Here is a 17,141-nt window from a genome sequence, read left to right as displayed (position 1 = left end):
GTTAATAAATGATTATGTATTATATCATATTTAAATTACTTTTGCAAGTTTTGCGAAGAATAAATAAAAAAAGGCCCAGAATTACCACATAAAAACACTAGCTAAGATATAGTTTAAATATGTGATAATTCTGATAGCCTATAGATTTATATTAACCAAATAATGAAAATGTTAAAAATAAGGTTGCAGTTAAAGAAGCCACTAAGGAAACTACTGTAATCTGGGTATTAATGGACGGTCCAGCAGTATCTTTAAAGGGGTCACCTACCGTATCACCTACTATCGTTGCTTTGTGAGTTTCTGAATTCTTTCCTCCGTTATGGCCGGCTTCAATATATTTTTTGCTATTGTCCCAAAGTCCCCCTGCATTAGACATAAATAATGCAAAAATTAAACCACTGACAATGTTACCTGTAATAAAGCCTCCAATAGCCTGTACTCCCCCGATAAATCCAACTATAATCGTTGCCAGTATGGTCATTAATCCTGCCGGTATTAATTCTTTCAAAGCACCATCTGTAGCTATACGAATACAATTATCATATTCGGGAACCGCATCTTTATGCCCTTCTTTAAGACCTTTAATTTCTCTGAATTGACGATGGATTTCTTCCACCATTCGTTGGGCATTCCTGTCTACACCAAGCATTAACATAGCGGAAAAAACAGGGGGTATTGCTGCTCCTACTAATAATCCAAAGAAAACAGCAGGATTTAATACGTCAAATCCAGTCAGTACTTCTTTTCCCATCTCTAATGCACTTGCATTCACTTCACTAATAAAGGCCCCTAACAAAGCAATGACCGTAAGCCCTGCTGCTCCAATAGAAAACCCTTTTGTAATTGCTTTTACCGTATTTCCTGCGCTGTCTAAAGAGTCTGTAATTTCAAGCGCTTTATCTCCAAGGTCACCCATTTCAACCAGGCCTCTTGCATTATCAACTATAGGCCCATAAGCATCGTTGGATATAATCATACCTACGATAGAGAGCATTCCTACTGCTGCCATAGCGATTCCAAACATTGGATATCCTTCCCCTAAAGGTTCGCAGATTTTATAAGCTGCCAAGGCAGATAATCCAATACCGATCATAGAAGGCAACGTACTCATTAGCCCATAAGAGATGCCGGATAATATAGTAAATGCAGGTCCTGACTCAGAGGCTTTTGCCACTGCATGAACGGGCTTTTTTGTATCATTGGTAAAGTAATCACTGGCAATACCAATCAGAACACCTACGCATAAGCCAATTGCACTGGCTAACCAAATCCGCCATTCAAAATCAAAAAGATAAGTAGCTAAAGCGGTGAGAACACCATATATAATTGTAGTCACATATGTATTACTGTTTAATGCTCTTGTAGGGTTTTCTTTGTCATTCATCCTTGCTGTTAATACACCGATAATGGATGCAAACAAACCAATTGCAGCATAACAGAAAACCATGCTCATATTCAGGCTTCCACCGGTAATTTTATCTAAGGCAGATGCCATAACCAAAGCAGCTGACATGGAAGCAACATTGGAATCAAATAAATCTGCTCCCATTCCTGCTACATCTCCAACATTATCGCCTACATTATCCGCTATAACAGCGGGATTTCTTGGGTCGTCTTCCGGTATTCCAAGTTCCACTTTTCCCACTAAGTCTGCACTAATATCCGCTGTTTTGGTAAAAATACCGCCCCCTGCCTTTGCAAATAATGCCATAGAGCTTGCACCAAAACTAAATCCCAAAAGTGCAGTCGTATTATCGGTAAGCATCAGAACCAGGGTTACACCAAGCAAACTGGAGCCAACTACAGCCATACCCATAACTGCTCCCCCGCGAAAACCGGACATAAAAGAAGGTTTGATCCCCTTTGTAGAGGCTTCCGCTGCTTTAATATTTGCAATGGTTGCAATACTGATACCAACCTTTCCTGCAATAGCAGAGAAACAGGTTCCAAACAGATAGGATACAGCCATAGATATATTATCCCTAAAGTTACCAACCCATATAGGAACAGGTAATAGGATAAATATAATAATAGCCGCAACTGCACAAAAACGTCCTAATGTTTTGAATTCCTTTGTTAAAAAGGTATTGGCACCATTACGAATCAATTTACCTACTTCCTCTATCCTTTTGTTAGAGGAGGGTTGGGAAGCCACCCATTTGTAAAGCCAAAAAGCAGCTCCAAATGCAAGTAATGAAACTATAATCGATGCATAAAAGAACCATGAAACTTCAATTTTCAAAATACTCATCTCCTTACAATTTATATAATTGTTTATAACAATAACGCTCTGGTATTTTCAAACAAGTTCATTTTTTCTTTCTGCAGTTTATTATGTCTTAATCTATTGGCATCTGTGTCCCTATCCGCTCAGACCTGTATGCCCGTCTCCTTATTTTCTAATATTTACATTACATATATATTATGATTTGTAAAATTTAAATAGTATTACAGATAAAACAAACTTATCTTCAACAATTATTACAAATTTCTGGAAATAATTATTCATAATTTACAAATCATCGATATTTTTATGTTATGTATCACTAGTTATTACTTATATTTCTTCGCTCTGAATAGCCGGTTTTAATTTCGTCCAATCCGTATAACACAAATCAAAAATCATGCCGCCTTTGCTGTTTTGATAAACCGACTGAAAACCGTTACGTAGTTCCTCCGGTGTTTTCAAATCAGGAAGGCTGATAGAACCTATTAAATCTACTTTCTCATTGGTCAATATATTACCAAGAGTTACATATTTTTCAATTTGCTCTTTGGTATCATAATAACATCCAATCATAATAAAATCAATATTATTTAAATAACTTGTTTTAGCATATTCCCTTGTATAAAGTGCCGGCTGGGGAAAATCCAGTCTTTCATTATAAACAAAACTTTCGTCAGCCCAATTGACACCATTTTGATAGTAGGTTTCATACCAGGAACCTACATATGCAGCAAGTTTTATGTCTCTGTTCTGATCTCTGCCATATTGATCAACCAATGTCCTTAACCGTTTGGAGAAACTACAAATTACCGAACTTCTAAAGGTTATCCATTCAAAATAATGCTTTCCAAGTACCATGGTACCGTCCGCCCCGATGGAATAAATATCGGCAGGCCAATTATCCAAATTCTTATTCTTGCTTGCTAAATAAGCTATAAACTTTTCTTTTGTTTCTTCGCTAAAGTCCGCATATTGATGATCATATCTGGCTCTATCCATAATAACACCATCTATAGGATAGTTCATAAGAACTTCTTCTACTCTTTTCAATTGGAAATCCTGTACTTCATCATTAGCGGGATTAACATACAAAAGCATAGAATTTCTCTTGGTTTCTAATACGCTTTTAAGTTCACCCTTATCTTCCGGTGCCTGAATTACTTCTGCCCACCCCCGGTGTTCTTCCGGGACATTAATAGCATAGTCTTCCTTGGATATATTGCCTTCCACAAAGAAATTAAAACTGGCATACACTTTCATATTATATTTATGAGCTACTTTTAAGAATTCCTCCAAGAAATCAATATCCATCTCCGCTTTTTTTCCGGGATCCCTTGTTTCAGTCATGTAAGGAGCATGAGTGAGGGTAGTTTTTTTATATGCGGCAAATCCTTCACAACCCTTTACATCAACAGCAAATTCAGTAATTCCTGCATCTTTGGCAGTAGCAACTACTTTTTCCATTTTCTCCACCGTATTTAAGGTTTTGGCGTTCACAAACTGCTCTACCCACATAATAACTTTTTTATCTTTATTTAAAGTTTTTTGTTTCTTTTTAAATACAATCCGTTTTTGATTAGCATAGCTTAATAGTTGTCCATCTTCATAAAGAAGCAGGTCTATGTAATTCACACCATTATTTAGTTGAAGAGTTATAATAAAACCATAATTATCCTTATTGGTAATCTCTGTAGTTTTTTCTTCCAATAGTTCTTCGGAAGCACCATATTTCTTTGCCTTAATTGTATATTCAGATGATTTTAAAGGATTCCTTATGAAACCTGTAATTTTTAGATCCTTTTCCTCTATAGTACAGTATTCGTTGTTTAACAAAGACATGGATGCTTTCTTATCTGCCTGTCCTGTTAATTGCAGAATTTCTTCCAAAGAGATTTTTGTATTGTTAATTCTTAATTTTACAATATCTCCATTGTTAAATTTCTCAGCAAAGAAACTTCGGATTCCTGCATTTTCATAATCTGAATCATAAGAAAGAACTGCGAACCCACCACTTGGAATCTCTACATCCGGGGTTTCGGTAAAAGAAGGTCTTATACCCTTATCAGGGGCCTTGTTAATAACTTTTGTTACGGCCATATTAGAATCTACGATTACCCCAACACATTTGGATGCAATCTCACTATTTATATTAATGGGATTCCCTTGGGTAAATAGAATAACTGCATTTTCTTTATCCTTAATAATATCCCTATTATCAGGATTAATATAATCGATTGATTTTACTTCACCTTGACTGATAAAATCATATACAAAAGAAGTTTCTATTAATAATCCCGGTAGACTGTAATTTTTATTCATATTCATATCCAGTGTCAAATCTGCGACACTGCCACACAAAATCAAGTTGAAAGATCTTTTCGTGGCAACCTTTCTTATGATATATTTTCTTTCAACCTTTCCAATACAATGCTGTTTAGGGTGCAAAACAAAAGGCTGCTGCAAAATTGTTATTCTCAGATCGCAAATTCAGAAAATTGAATTTTCAGTTCATAAAATCTTACCTTTATAAGATTCATCCCTTAAAATTCAGCTATGCTAAATTTAATCTCAGAATGACAGTTTATGTTTTGCAACAGCCTCTCTGAATTATAACAACTGATTTGATATAGATTCCGTTGTTCTTGATTTATTTTCTCTTGATTGATTATAGTGCTTAATAAAATATTGCAGATACAATACATCCAATATATATAACTGTACCATGGTTGTAGAAGAAGCTCCGCCCTCCAATGGTCCTTCATTGGACCCGCATAATAAAACCACATCAGCAATATTGGTTAAGGAAGATTTCGCGAATCTTGTTATACATATTGATTTACATCCATTCTTCTTAATAAGCTTATGAATTTCAATCATGTCTTTTGTTGAGCCGGAGTATGAGACTATTACCGCTAAATCTCTGCTATCAAGTAAAGATGCAGCCATATATTGCATATGACAATCAGAAACATATTCCACATTAGGAAGAATTCTCATGAACTTTTGCTTTCCTTCTAAGGCAATTACACCGGAAGAACCCATTCCAAAAAAATGGATTCGTCTCGCTGCAGAAATTAAGTCTACTGCTTTCGAAACAGCATCAAAATCCAGAACATGAAAGGTTTCATTTAAAGCTGCAATGTTGGTGGATAACGCTTTCTCACAAACGGTTTTTACATCATCATCCGGATTTATAGTTCCAACCAATACATTATTACTACCGTTGGAATTGGATATATCCTGGGCCAGCAGCATTTTAAATTCCTGATAACCATTTAACTTAAGGGCTTTGCAAAAACGAAACACGGTAGTATCTCCTACTCCGCACATTTCTGCTAAATCTGTTATAGAAGTATATAATACTCTCTGTGGATTCTCAAAAATAAAATCTGCTACCCTCTTTTCAGATTTTGTAAATTTTGCATAGTTTCCTTCTATGGTTGCAAAAATCCCGTTCATTATCCAACTCTCCTTTTATCCTTTAAACTTCCTGATATAACTCCGGTATAAAGATGCTTTTTCTTCACACTTGTGTTATGGCCTCTCTAGTTACCACTTTACAGTTTCCGTCTCACACTTTTATAGCGTTAACAAATCTCTTAGTAATCTCCATAGGACGAGTGATGGCAGTTCCGACTACAGCAGCATGTACACCGCTATCAATTGCCGCTTTTAATTCTTCCGGAGACCATATGCCTCCTTCAGCAATAACTGGTATCTTTAATGTACTGGTCAGTTGCTTCATTAGGGATATATTAGGAAGTTCTGTATCTTGTGTATCTTTTGTATACCCGCAAAGAGTAGTCCCCACAAGATCAAATCCTAATTCTTCCGCATGAATTCCATCTTCTAAGCAAGAACAATCACCCATGAAAATCATATCCGGATATTTACTGCGAATCTTTTTAAAAAACTCATCCAATGTGATACCAAAGGGACGAAGTCTATTTGTGGCATCTATTGCAATAATATCCGGCTTACTTTCTATAAGTGCATCTACACATTCTTCTGTAGGTGTTATGTAAACCTCGCTGTCATTAAAATTATTTTTATATAAACCTATTACTGGCAAATCAACTGTTTCTTTAATCTTTATAATATCTTCAGGAGAATTTGCTCTGATTCCGCAAGCTCCTCCTAACTGAGCTGCATATGCCATTCTGGACATTATATAAGAGCTATATAGAGGCTCATTATCCAGTGCCTGGCAAGAAACAATTAACCCGCCCTTAATTTTGCTAAAAACTTCTGTCTTCTTATTCATTGCTTTGACCTCCAGATATATATATATACCTAAGCGTTGGGCTAAAGCTTAAGCTTGGTCCAATCCGTCAAATCAATTCTACCTAATTTTACTATATAGTATATTCTTTTACAATAGATATTGATTTTATAGTATATATGTAGTTTATTTTTATATTTTATAATTGGCATCAATGCCAATCTCAAACATTCTTCTCCACGGCATATATACTTGATTGATACATACCTTTTCTGCTATAGAAGATAATTTTGAATCAACAAATTCCTGTAACATTTCCCGAATTAAAGTACTTGCAATACCATTACTTTCTTTTACATCAAAGTAATTCATTCCAAGACCTTCTAATTTATGTTCGGTTATATATTTTCGAACAACCCCACAGTAACCTGCATCTTCAATATACCTTTCCACCAGAAAATCTCTGTGCTCCTTACAATCATTTCTATAAAGATATAAGACACCCTGACTGATAGCAGTTCCAAGTGTATTGGATGAAGTATTCCATCCCGCATATCCTGCAACTTTCATTAACAGATTTCTCTTATTGAGTAATGCAATTAATTCTAAATCTGCTCCATTTGCAAAGGCATTATCACCAATAGTAACAGCCTTACCTTTTTTTAGCTGTTCTTCAATATACAGAACAAACTCTGTCAGATTTCTTTCTACACAATAATTCTGGTTTTTTACCGGCTGTGCAGATGCTTCCAACATTTCACCAGCAGGTGCACTGACTGCAAGAATAAGATCCGCTTCCGGGGAGGATTCTGTTTGCATACATCCGGCAGCCATAATCTGATATTTTAAAGTTTCACCTAATGATCTGTCTTCATATGCAGGGATTATATATGGAGCATGAATGGAAGCATATTTTATATAAATATTAGGTGTTCTTCCATTTAAATTATTAATTACCCTTGTAAGGAGAGTCATCGCAACTTCATCTGCACCAGGATACATAAGTACCTGGTCTTGTAGTAATTCCTTGGTTATCTTTTCTCTTACAATTTCCTGATCCATTGCAGTAAAACCATATTTAGCGGAATCATCCTGGGGTATAATCAGAAAATCAATATAACCTTCTTTTACATAATCCAATGATAATAAATTCAAAGATAGATTAACTTTACGTCTTCCTGTATAATCCTCCAGATACTGGCTTTTTACTTTTTTGTATAAATCGTCCAGCTCCTTACCAATATCCATGCCTAATCTGGCTTTATGTTCTAATTCGCCTATTTTGTGAATTTCTGCACCGCATTCTTCATAATAATCTGGTTCTTCATCATTAGAGGAATATTTAGGGCATCTCATAATACAATGGAAAGCGTAGATTTTTAATTTTTCATTATCTTTCTTTAATTCTTTGATAATTTCTAATCTTTCCCGGATTTCTTCTGCACTGGAATGATGAAGTCTGGATGGAATCAAGCCACCGTAGGCAAGAGTATCAATAGAAATTACTAATCCATCCGCATCTTTACAGGATTCTTTAAGAAATTTCTGTATTTCCATTGTATTTGCAGGTGTTTTTTTATCTCCTAATTTATCCGGTTTTATAATCTGAAAATCCAAATCCATATTAGATGGTGCTAAAGCACCGGTATTGCGGTTTTTATTAAATAATTTATATGGAAAATTATAATTACAAGGTCTCTCATCAAGCGGAAGTAATACAATTTTCTTCATAATTTAGACCTCCATCTTCGTATAATCCCAATGTAATTGAATTCCCTCTTTAACTAATACTTGTTGGAAATCCTCCATTCTATTTTCTAAAATTTCTTCTAAACTTACCTTGCAATCCAATGCATATGCTGCTAATAAGCCGGCAACTTCTCCAACATTCCATTCCACCGGATGAAGACGGTAGCATCCATTGGTAAGATGGGTACATCCAATATTCTTACATGCCGGAATTAAATTCTTAAGTCTTACCGGAATCATAGCAGACAATGGAATTTCAAAAGGATAAGTGGCATCATAAAGGAAAGAGTGGGTTTTGGTAGTCAGGTGAATATCAATAGCATAATGTCCCACTCCAACAGAATCTTTCACAGTAGGAGGTGTTTTATTAAACTTTTTACTTACATCCTGTTCACAAATAGTTTTCTTTGCAACGATTCTTCTGGATTCTCTTATATATGGTGCTTTGGCAATCCCATCCTCTGTTCCCATAATATCAGGTCTTAATCCAACCGGATATCCGAACCCGCCATCTGCCCTTGGTGCGTCATTTTGAAGCCAATAAACAAGACACATGGTTTGTTCTTTGGCCAGCCTTTTGTTTTCCTCTGCATCTTTGTCGTCATATATATTACCCAGACTAAAATCATTTTGAGGTATATTAATCAGTGAAACTTCCTTCACAGATGGGTCTTTATAATTCTTTGTATCAATAATTCTTCTATAGCTCCATAAACCTAAAGGTTTTCCGGGCACTTCATTGTCAAACATAGAAAATAATACTTTTTTCTGGGTTTCTGCTTCAGGAGCATACCAGCTGAATAATTTATTATCATCATAAGATACATCTAAATTCTTAAAGTACTCATACTTTTCCGGTTTTGGAATCTTATAATCGCCTTCTGGGTTCAACTCCAATGCTACAACCCATGTAATCGGCTGCATATCATGTGGATTTCCAACTTCCGGAGCATGAAGTTCTCCTGTTTCTTCTTTGCTTTCTGCACCGGTTCTATATTCAGCATGAACAATTGGCAATAAGTCTCCGCAATCGGTAGCATCTAAGAAATAATCTGCTTCTATTACTTTTGTTTCATGATTCTTTGTGCTTTTCACGGTAACTGATTGAATTACATCGTTAACCACCACACTATCTACTGGGACGGTATGATAATCAATTATCAGGTTTCCATTTTGTATAAATGGTTCTAAATAGGAATTTAGAATCTTAAGTGCTACTTTGGGTTCGTGTGCAATTCTGGATACCCAGGAATTACCCGGACAAAATCTGTCCTTATTCTTAATTTCATCACTAATATTCGGTAAATTCCTATAATGATCCCTTACATCCTGTCTGTATTTTAAATAGCTCCCTGCGGCACCAAATTCTTCTATCCATTTATGCTCGTCAGGTGGAACTGCCTGAGTAGTCAACTGACCTCCTACCCAGTCCGTTTCTTCACACATATATACTTTCTTTCCTTTTTTTGCGGCACTTATTGCTGCCTGCACTCCGCCTAAACTGCCACCTATTACGGCAATATCAAACTTCATCAATTCTCTTTCCCCTTTTCTTTATTCTTTCGATGTTTACATCCATCTGCTTGCAGATGTTATATTTATCCTATCAGCCTTTTACAGCACCTGCAGATACATCATTTTTGATATATTTGAAGATAAAAGGATATGCACATAGGATTGGTATAATGGAAATTAAAATGTAACTCATCTTAATGTTATCCCAAAATGGTAATAACTCCGGCATAGATTGAGCTACGTCCATAGGATTTCTGCTTAAAAAGTTCTTAATATACATAGGAACCGGATATATACTTTGATTTGAAGTAACATAAAGTATGGAACTGTTAATATTGTTCCAAAAACTGATTGCAGTAAAGAAAGTTACAGTTGCAATCATAGGTGATGCAATTGGGAATATAATTTTAAATAGTATCTGGAAATTATTTGCACCATCTAATTTTGCAGATTCCTCCAGTTCAGCAGGAATACTTTCATAAAATCCTTTTAGTAAAAGTAAATAGTAAACCATAACTACTGTAGGCAATATAAGTCCCCATATGGTATCTGTTAATCCAAGTGCATTAACTACTAAAATATTAGGAGCAATTCCGCCTGAGAATAACATAACAATCATAAAGAACAGCATCATTGTTTTTCTAAGGGGCATATCCGGTTTTGATAAGGGATATGCAGCCATTGCCATTGAAGTTACCGATATTAAAGTACCTACAACGGTAATAAATATAGAATTTCCGAAAGATTTTATAAATCCCATATCTGTTAGTACATATTTTAATGCAAAGAAATTAATTTTTTTCGGGAAAATATTAATGATTTGTCCCGGTGATGATAAACTTACTGCTATTACATTTAAAAATGGTACGAAGAAAAAGGCTATTAACAATACACCAATGATTTTAGTTATCACCTGGAATACCTTTTCATCATTAAATCTTCTAAATAGATTTGGCAGTTTTAACAGAATAATCCACCTTACTGCTTTTAATGACGGTATCACAAAAGATAAAGGTACTATAATAAGTGAAACAATAAAGTATAGAATTTCAGCTTTTTCAAATTTTACATAATAAATTTTATCTGATTTGGTTTTTAATTTTGTAAATCTATTAATATTTTCAAGTGCAAATACCAGCCAAAATACTGCATAGACCATATCCAGCTTAAAATTAACAGATGCACTTAATTTTGCATAAATGATTTGTTCTAATAGAATTCCTAAGGAGATAATACCTCCTGTTAATAAAACCCTATCAAGAATTCTTTGTTGTTTTTCAGCTTTCGTTAATAATTCTTTACGTCTTGACTTCTCCATGATCACGCCTCCTTTTACCAAATACCTTTGTTGAAGAATTTTTTAGAAATAAAATTACCTCCAACAACAAGCATCAACGCTACTATAGAATTAAAGAATCCTACAGCTGTGGATAGGGCATATTGAGGGATTAAAGCGGATTGACGAATTAAGCGGTAAGTATAAGTACCTAATATATCACCAGTTTCCTGAACGAATGGTGAATAAAATACAAAAACTTGCTCGAATCCGGCATCCATCAGGAATCCGATTCTTAATATAAACATAACCGCAACCACCGGCATAATTCCGGGAAGTGTGATATATTTGATTTGCTGCCATTTTGAGGCACCATCAATTTTTGCAGCCTCTATCTGATTTCTGTCCAGAGCGGTGATAGCTGCCAAATATGTAATGGTACTCCAGCCAATATCTTTCCAAGCTGTTGTTGATACGATAACAGACCGGAAAGAAGCGTTGCTGGTTACAAAATTAAATCTTCCATGTCCCAGCCATTCCAGAATGTTATTTACTAAACCGGTCTCTTTATTCAAAATTGCAATAAAAATACCTCCTATGGTAGCCCAGGATAAAAAGTAAGGAAGATACATGGTAAGCTGTAAGGATTTCTTTACGATCTTTCCTTTCATTTCACTAATTAAAATAGCAAGTACAATAGGTATAGGAAAGACTATTAATATTTTCATTGTACTGATAATTAAAGTATTACGAAGAGCATTTAACACCTGGGGATTACTAAAAATCGTTTTAAAATTTTTAAGTCCCACCCAATTCGCCTCCAAAATACCTGCTAATGCTGAGCTGCTGCCAAATAAGTTTGGATTTTCCTTAAACGCCATAACCAATCCAAGCATTGGAGTATAATAAAATAAGATGGCAAACAATACCGCTGGTATGTAGAATATAAACAAGTTACCATTGCGCTTTAATTGCTCACCAAAGCTAACCTTTACTTTTTTCTCTTTCATCTTTTTCACCGGTTTTACCTCCTGTTTTTAAATTTTATAACTCACCAAAATACGTAGTGGACAAATGTTATAATTCACACCATTTTAAAGTTGTCACCTACGTATTTTGGTGAATCCATCTGCCTGTAAACAGGCAGATGGTAATAACAAGTACAATATTATCTAGGTTCTACGGCATTAAAGGAATCTTTTAATTCCCAATTCTGGTACCATTCATTTACAGAAGCTGTAATTTCTTCACCTTGTAATCCGTTAAATACAGCTTTAATATCATCAACAGACAAACTAGTACCCTTTTCAAATAAAGTAGTTACTAAAGTATCTTTTACCTCAATATTAGCAGCTGTGTAGTAAGTATCATAAGCTGTATTTGGAGGCATTACAGTAATTGGATTTTGAATACCGGTTTTTTCAATATTGTAGTTTGCAATACTAAACATCTTATCTTGAGCTTCTGTTTTTCTTGTACGGCATAACCAATAGGTAGCATAGTCGTCTTCTCTTATACCGTCCATGAATTTGTCAGCCAAACCTTGTTTTTCATCAAATGTAGGTAATATTGGATAATACTCTCCGTTTTCCACAGTATAAGTTTCACCTTCTGTACCTAATACCATTTCTAAGAAGAAATCTTTATCAAGTTTTTTATCTGCCCAGTCAATAACTGCTGCAGCTTGTTCTGGTGTTGAATACTTAGGAATAACAGTATAAAAACCGTAGCCTTGTTGAGCAAATACTCTAACTGCGTTTGGATCTCCTTTGCTTTCATCTGGTACAAGTGCCTGAATGTAAGAAATGCTGTCATCTGTAGCAGCTGTATCAGTTGCTTCTATAGTTGCTGCATTCCAATGAGGAATACGTCCTGCACCTACGGTTCTGGCTTGTAAAGATTTAGCAGCACCTGCATCATTAGCAGTAGCCTGGTATTGGATTAAACCGTTATCAAACAGATCTTCCATGTACTTCATGTAATCTTCAAATCCTGGCTGATTAATAGCATATTCTAATTTACCATCTACTTCAGCCCATTCATTGTAGATACCAAAAGCAGGCAGGATGTTTTCCTGATAAACAGTCTGTACATCAATTGCCATTGCTTTTCCACCAGCAGGTACCTTTGTAGCAAAGTATGTTAACATAGTTTTGAAATCAGATAAGGTCATAGAATAATTGTTTTCTTTTGACGGAACTGGAATCTGAGCATTTGGATTTGCTGTATTGTACTCATTTAACCAATCTAATCTGAAAGCAATTGCTGTATTAGATGCTAAACGTGCATTTTTTTGTGGAATTGCATAGATTTCACCATCTTTTGTTGCAGTTTGCCATCCAAAATCTGTTATTACTTCTTTTAAATTAGTAGAAGCATTTACATATTCAGTAATTGGAAGTAATGCATCCATTTCAAGTAATGTATAGAATTGCTCTTTAGATACTTTTACAGCTTGATAATCAGACTTTAACATAAAAATGTTAGTGATTGCAGTCTGTGCATCAATTGGATCAGCCGGTGCCTGATCATAATATACATCGTAACCGGTATGCTCTTTTACAAGCTGTGCTGTTGGGCTATTGTTGAATTGATCTGTTTCAACCCCTGAACCCATACCGAAATACTTAAAAGTATTTACTTTTTCGTAATCTGCTAATGCTTTTGCAGTTCCCTCTCCCTCTTTAGAGGTTTCTGCAGTTTCTGTTTTTCCTGATGTTTCTGTCTTTGTTTCAGTATTGTCCTCCTCACCTTTTTTGCTGCATCCAACCATAGAAAACATTGTTGCTAAAATAAGCAGCATAGTTAATACTTTTGCGATTTTTTTCCCTTTCATCACAATACCTCCATATAATATTTATTTTAATTATTATTCAATACAAGAAAAGCAATCCGTTGTATGTAATAAGAATAGATTTTCTTCTATATGGAATAATAATTAGAATCACATGTTACATAACAGATGGTGTTACAATTACATTCCATAAATTGTAGATTATTTTGTTATTATCTAATGTTTCAAAATAGCCAAAGGGTTTTCTTGGAATTTCTAATTCTTCTATGTTAAGTATCTCTCCTCTTAAGTACTGCTCTATGCGTTTTTGAACATATTCCATTCTGGTTTTCAAGCCGCCCAGCCTTACAACCTGAACCTCAAAACCAAAAGATTTGTTTTCCTTATGCCATTGATAAAAGAAGCTGTCATAGAAGGAATCTAATTTACTAATTAACCGGGGTAAAACGGCATCTTTAATCTCTAATAGCATTTGCCTGTCATTTTTGTCATAAGCAGCTTTTAAATCCACACCTAATTTTGCTTTTAATGAAAGTACATCACATAATTTATACAGCGTATCAAACAGGTACCCGTATCTATCTGTTTTCTGACAGATTTCTTTTAATTCCATTGCATTTTTTTCATATACTTCGTCAATCTTATCAAATACCAAAGAATCAAAGGTACCTATAAGCAAATCGTTATACAATAAAAACTTACTCGCATTGTTCCTGTCATAATCGGAAGGTTCCATAATTCTGTTAGGTAGATCCAGCTTCATAAAATCATCAAAATCAATTCCGGTTAAAGATAAAAAGGAATCTTTTTCAAACTCATTGGAATATGCTTCTTCCGCATAATAGTAGATAGAAGGCAGTATGGAATATACACTTGCTTCCGCTCCATTATCACCCCAGCAGGTTAATAAAAAGCTGTCTGTTCCAACATTCTTGCATGCTTTCATGGATTGCTCTCCTGTCTTTATGCTAAACAGGTTATCCGGTGCAAACCCGGTCCACTTCCATGCACCTCCTGCAAACCCTACATTATCTGAAATCTTTTTATGCAGCTTCAGGTTATTCTCATATCTGCTAGAATCTAAGGAATAATAATCCCAATAAATAAGTTTCACTTCTTTTGGAATCTTATCAAATAACTCTTTTACCTCCCCATCAATTTGGGTGTTATAGTAATCTCCTCCGGAAACCAGTCTGAAGAACATATCACTCCACATTCGTGGTTTAAAACCATATTTGTCACATAGCTCCAAAACTTTTTTCAGATGTTCCAGCATAATGTCAAAGCGGTTTCTATACCCGTTCTTATCCAGATATTTGCCAAGCCCCACCATATGGGCTTCATCCATACCAATATTAATATTTCTGCTGGTAAAATGTTTGGATGCTGTCTTAAAAATATTCTCCAGCAATTCATAGGTTCTTTCTTCACCAACAAGGAGAATATCTGCATAATCTATAATCTTATCGTATCTTTCGTATCTGGTTATCTGGTTAAGATGTGCCAAGGTCTGAATACAAGGTATTAACTCAATTCCAAATAACTTACAATAGTTATCAATTTCTTTTATTTCCTCTCCTGTTAAGGCACCCCTCATATAACCGAAATATTCTTCATTCTCAACTTCCAGGGTATCCTCCGTGTATAACTGCAAGGAATTATACCCAAGCAGTGCAAGATGCAGGACTATATCTTTTATGGTCTCTGTTTTTAATACAGCATTCCTTGATACATCCAGCATAATTCCAAAATCTTTGAAACTGCACTCTTGTGTTATATGTAAGTCTTTCTTATCTCCTTTTGCATATAAAAGGAATATGCCCCGGAATAAGGTATGTAAACTACTGAATTTTATTTTATAACCTTCTTCAGTACTGTCAACTGCAAGCCCCGATTGAGTATTTTCAAGTTCCACACAGATTCCGTCACTTGAAATTGTAAATGGTAATAGTCTTTGTAATTCTGTAATAGCATTCATCTGCAGCTCATTGCAGTTTTTAAAATGATACTTTCTCATAACCATGCTCCTTTCAAAACCTGGAAACATTGTGCATTAGCACAAATCTCCGGTTGAGAGAATTTCAACCTTTGAGAAAATGAAATTCTCTAAAACCTTTCATTTAAAAAAGAATTTTTTTAAGTACTTCATGTAAACCTTCTGCCATTTTCCAAAAACCTAAATCTGTGGGATGAATGAAATCTACCGTATATTCATCAAAATAATCATCGTAGAGGTCATTTCCATTATAAAAATATATATTATTATCGCCCTGTTTTCTCTTTTCTTCTACTGTATCTAATTGGAATTTACGATAATGTTCTCTTCTTTTCTGTAAAGTTTCATCATAAAAATCAGCTAAATATTGTATTCTTGATAAAACAAGAATTGGAATGTGAGGGTGTTTCTTTCGGATAATATCTATAAAACCAGAAAGAGAGGCTTCTAACCTGCCGGTTGTAGCTGCGTTAGCTTCATAATCCAGTACTACCATAGAGGCATCTTCAATATCTGCAATTAATTCTGCCATTTCATATTCTCCAAGTCCATTGGCGGAAAAACCCAGATTAATAACTTCTCTATTCAGCCATCTGCTTAATATATTGGTATAGGCCATTCCCGGACGAGTAGCACAGCCTCCCTGAGTTATGGATGTTCCATAGAAAACAATTTTTCCAGGTGCAGCAAAGGGTTTTGGCGGCAATACTTCTGCCCCATCATCTACACCTATTTCTACATATTCCACACCATCATATAAAGGGAAGTTAAGAAGTACATCTCTGATTTGACCCACAGGTAAATTTGCAATAATTTCACATTGGTACTCTTTGTATTTTACATCAAATTTGGTAATACCGTAAAACTTAAGGCGTTCCCCGTTTTGTCCCAGATATAAGTCAAATCCATTCTGTCCGCTTGCAGCCATATTAACCATATCATGGCCGATTTTATTCTTTGCTCTTACCAGTATTCTAGAAGAATTGGTCCGGAAAGCAACTTGCCCTCCGGCAGTATCTTCACTTAATATGTTTAAGTTATTATTAACCCTCTCAAACAGCACTTTTTTACTAAGAGGCAATCTTCGATAAACTCTGTCCTCTGAAAAATATTGAAAGCCGCTTAATCTTAATGGCTCTTCATATGGTTTAAACCATTTAATACCTTCTGTTGCAGTCAATCCGTTATTCGACATATTCTTATCAATATCTCTAATATCTTTTTCCATAATAGCTACCGACTTCTTTCCAAATTATTATTAATTTGCCTAAAATTGTGAAAATAATTTTTATTTCGACTTCATAAATGAAAAATATTTTTTTTATTAGTATTATCCTATAACTTTTTCACCAATAAGTCAAT

Annotated in this window: 11 protein-coding genes; all 11 read right to left on the bottom strand. The window is 34.9% G+C overall.

Annotated features, from left to right (window positions below):
- Positions 1-151 precede the first annotated feature (151 nt).
- The 11 genes from BM183_RS07675 to BM183_RS07625 all read right to left on the bottom strand — a co-directional run bounded on the left by BM183_RS07675 (position 152) and on the right by BM183_RS07625 (position 17,007).
- The gene (locus tag BM183_RS07675) at positions 152-2,242 is read right to left on the bottom strand and encodes a sodium-translocating pyrophosphatase (RefSeq protein WP_242960916.1); all 2,091 of its coding nucleotides are present in this window, start codon (positions 2,240-2,242) and stop codon (positions 152-154) included.
- Between the two features lie 315 nt (positions 2,243-2,557).
- On the bottom strand, positions 2,558-4,546 hold the full coding sequence (locus tag BM183_RS07670; RefSeq protein WP_170847928.1) for a family 10 glycosylhydrolase: 1,989 nt from the start codon (positions 4,544-4,546) through the stop codon (positions 2,558-2,560).
- A 288-nt stretch (positions 4,547-4,834) separates the two neighbouring features.
- Positions 4,835-5,686 carry a MurR/RpiR family transcriptional regulator gene (locus BM183_RS07665; RefSeq protein ID WP_091685821.1) on the bottom strand — a complete coding sequence of 284 codons (852 nt, stop codon included), beginning with the start codon at positions 5,684-5,686 and terminating at the stop codon, positions 4,835-4,837.
- 112 nt (positions 5,687-5,798) lie between these two features.
- Complete coding sequence (locus BM183_RS07660; protein WP_091685819.1) at positions 5,799-6,491, bottom strand: N-acetylmannosamine-6-phosphate 2-epimerase; 693 nt, start codon at positions 6,489-6,491, stop codon at positions 5,799-5,801.
- A gap of 150 nt (positions 6,492-6,641) precedes the next feature.
- The gene (locus BM183_RS07655; protein ID WP_091685817.1) at positions 6,642-8,180 is read right to left on the bottom strand and encodes a DUF4127 family protein; all 1,539 of its coding nucleotides are present in this window, start codon (positions 8,178-8,180) and stop codon (positions 6,642-6,644) included.
- A 3-nt stretch (positions 8,181-8,183) separates the two neighbouring features.
- Complete coding sequence (locus tag BM183_RS07650) at positions 8,184-9,731, bottom strand: FAD-dependent oxidoreductase (protein ID WP_091685815.1); 1,548 nt, start codon at positions 9,729-9,731, stop codon at positions 8,184-8,186.
- Positions 9,732-9,804: 73 nt separating this feature from the next.
- Positions 9,805-11,031, bottom strand: coding sequence for a carbohydrate ABC transporter permease (locus BM183_RS07645; protein ID WP_091685814.1), 1,227 nt, complete (start codon positions 11,029-11,031; stop codon positions 9,805-9,807).
- 14 nt (positions 11,032-11,045) lie between these two features.
- Positions 11,046-11,999 (bottom strand): ABC transporter permease, encoded by a 954-nt coding sequence (locus BM183_RS07640; RefSeq protein ID WP_091685876.1) that lies wholly within the window; start codon positions 11,997-11,999, stop codon positions 11,046-11,048.
- Between the two features lie 158 nt (positions 12,000-12,157).
- On the bottom strand, positions 12,158-13,825 hold the full coding sequence (locus BM183_RS07635) for a type 2 periplasmic-binding domain-containing protein (protein ID WP_091685812.1): 1,668 nt from the start codon (positions 13,823-13,825) through the stop codon (positions 12,158-12,160).
- A gap of 115 nt (positions 13,826-13,940) precedes the next feature.
- Complete coding sequence (locus BM183_RS07630) at positions 13,941-15,800, bottom strand: beta-N-acetylhexosaminidase (protein ID WP_091685810.1); 1,860 nt, start codon at positions 15,798-15,800, stop codon at positions 13,941-13,943.
- A 103-nt stretch (positions 15,801-15,903) separates the two neighbouring features.
- The gene (locus BM183_RS07625) at positions 15,904-17,007 is read right to left on the bottom strand and encodes an SGNH/GDSL hydrolase family protein (protein WP_091685809.1); all 1,104 of its coding nucleotides are present in this window, start codon (positions 17,005-17,007) and stop codon (positions 15,904-15,906) included.
- Positions 17,008-17,141: the final 134 nt, after the last annotated feature.

It is taken from the genome of Anaerocolumna aminovalerica (assembly GCF_900115365.1).
Taxonomy (GTDB): domain Bacteria; phylum Bacillota; class Clostridia; order Lachnospirales; family Lachnospiraceae; genus Anaerocolumna; species Anaerocolumna aminovalerica.
Note: the sequence above shows the minus strand (reverse complement) of the source record. Positions and strands in the feature narration are given on the sequence as shown.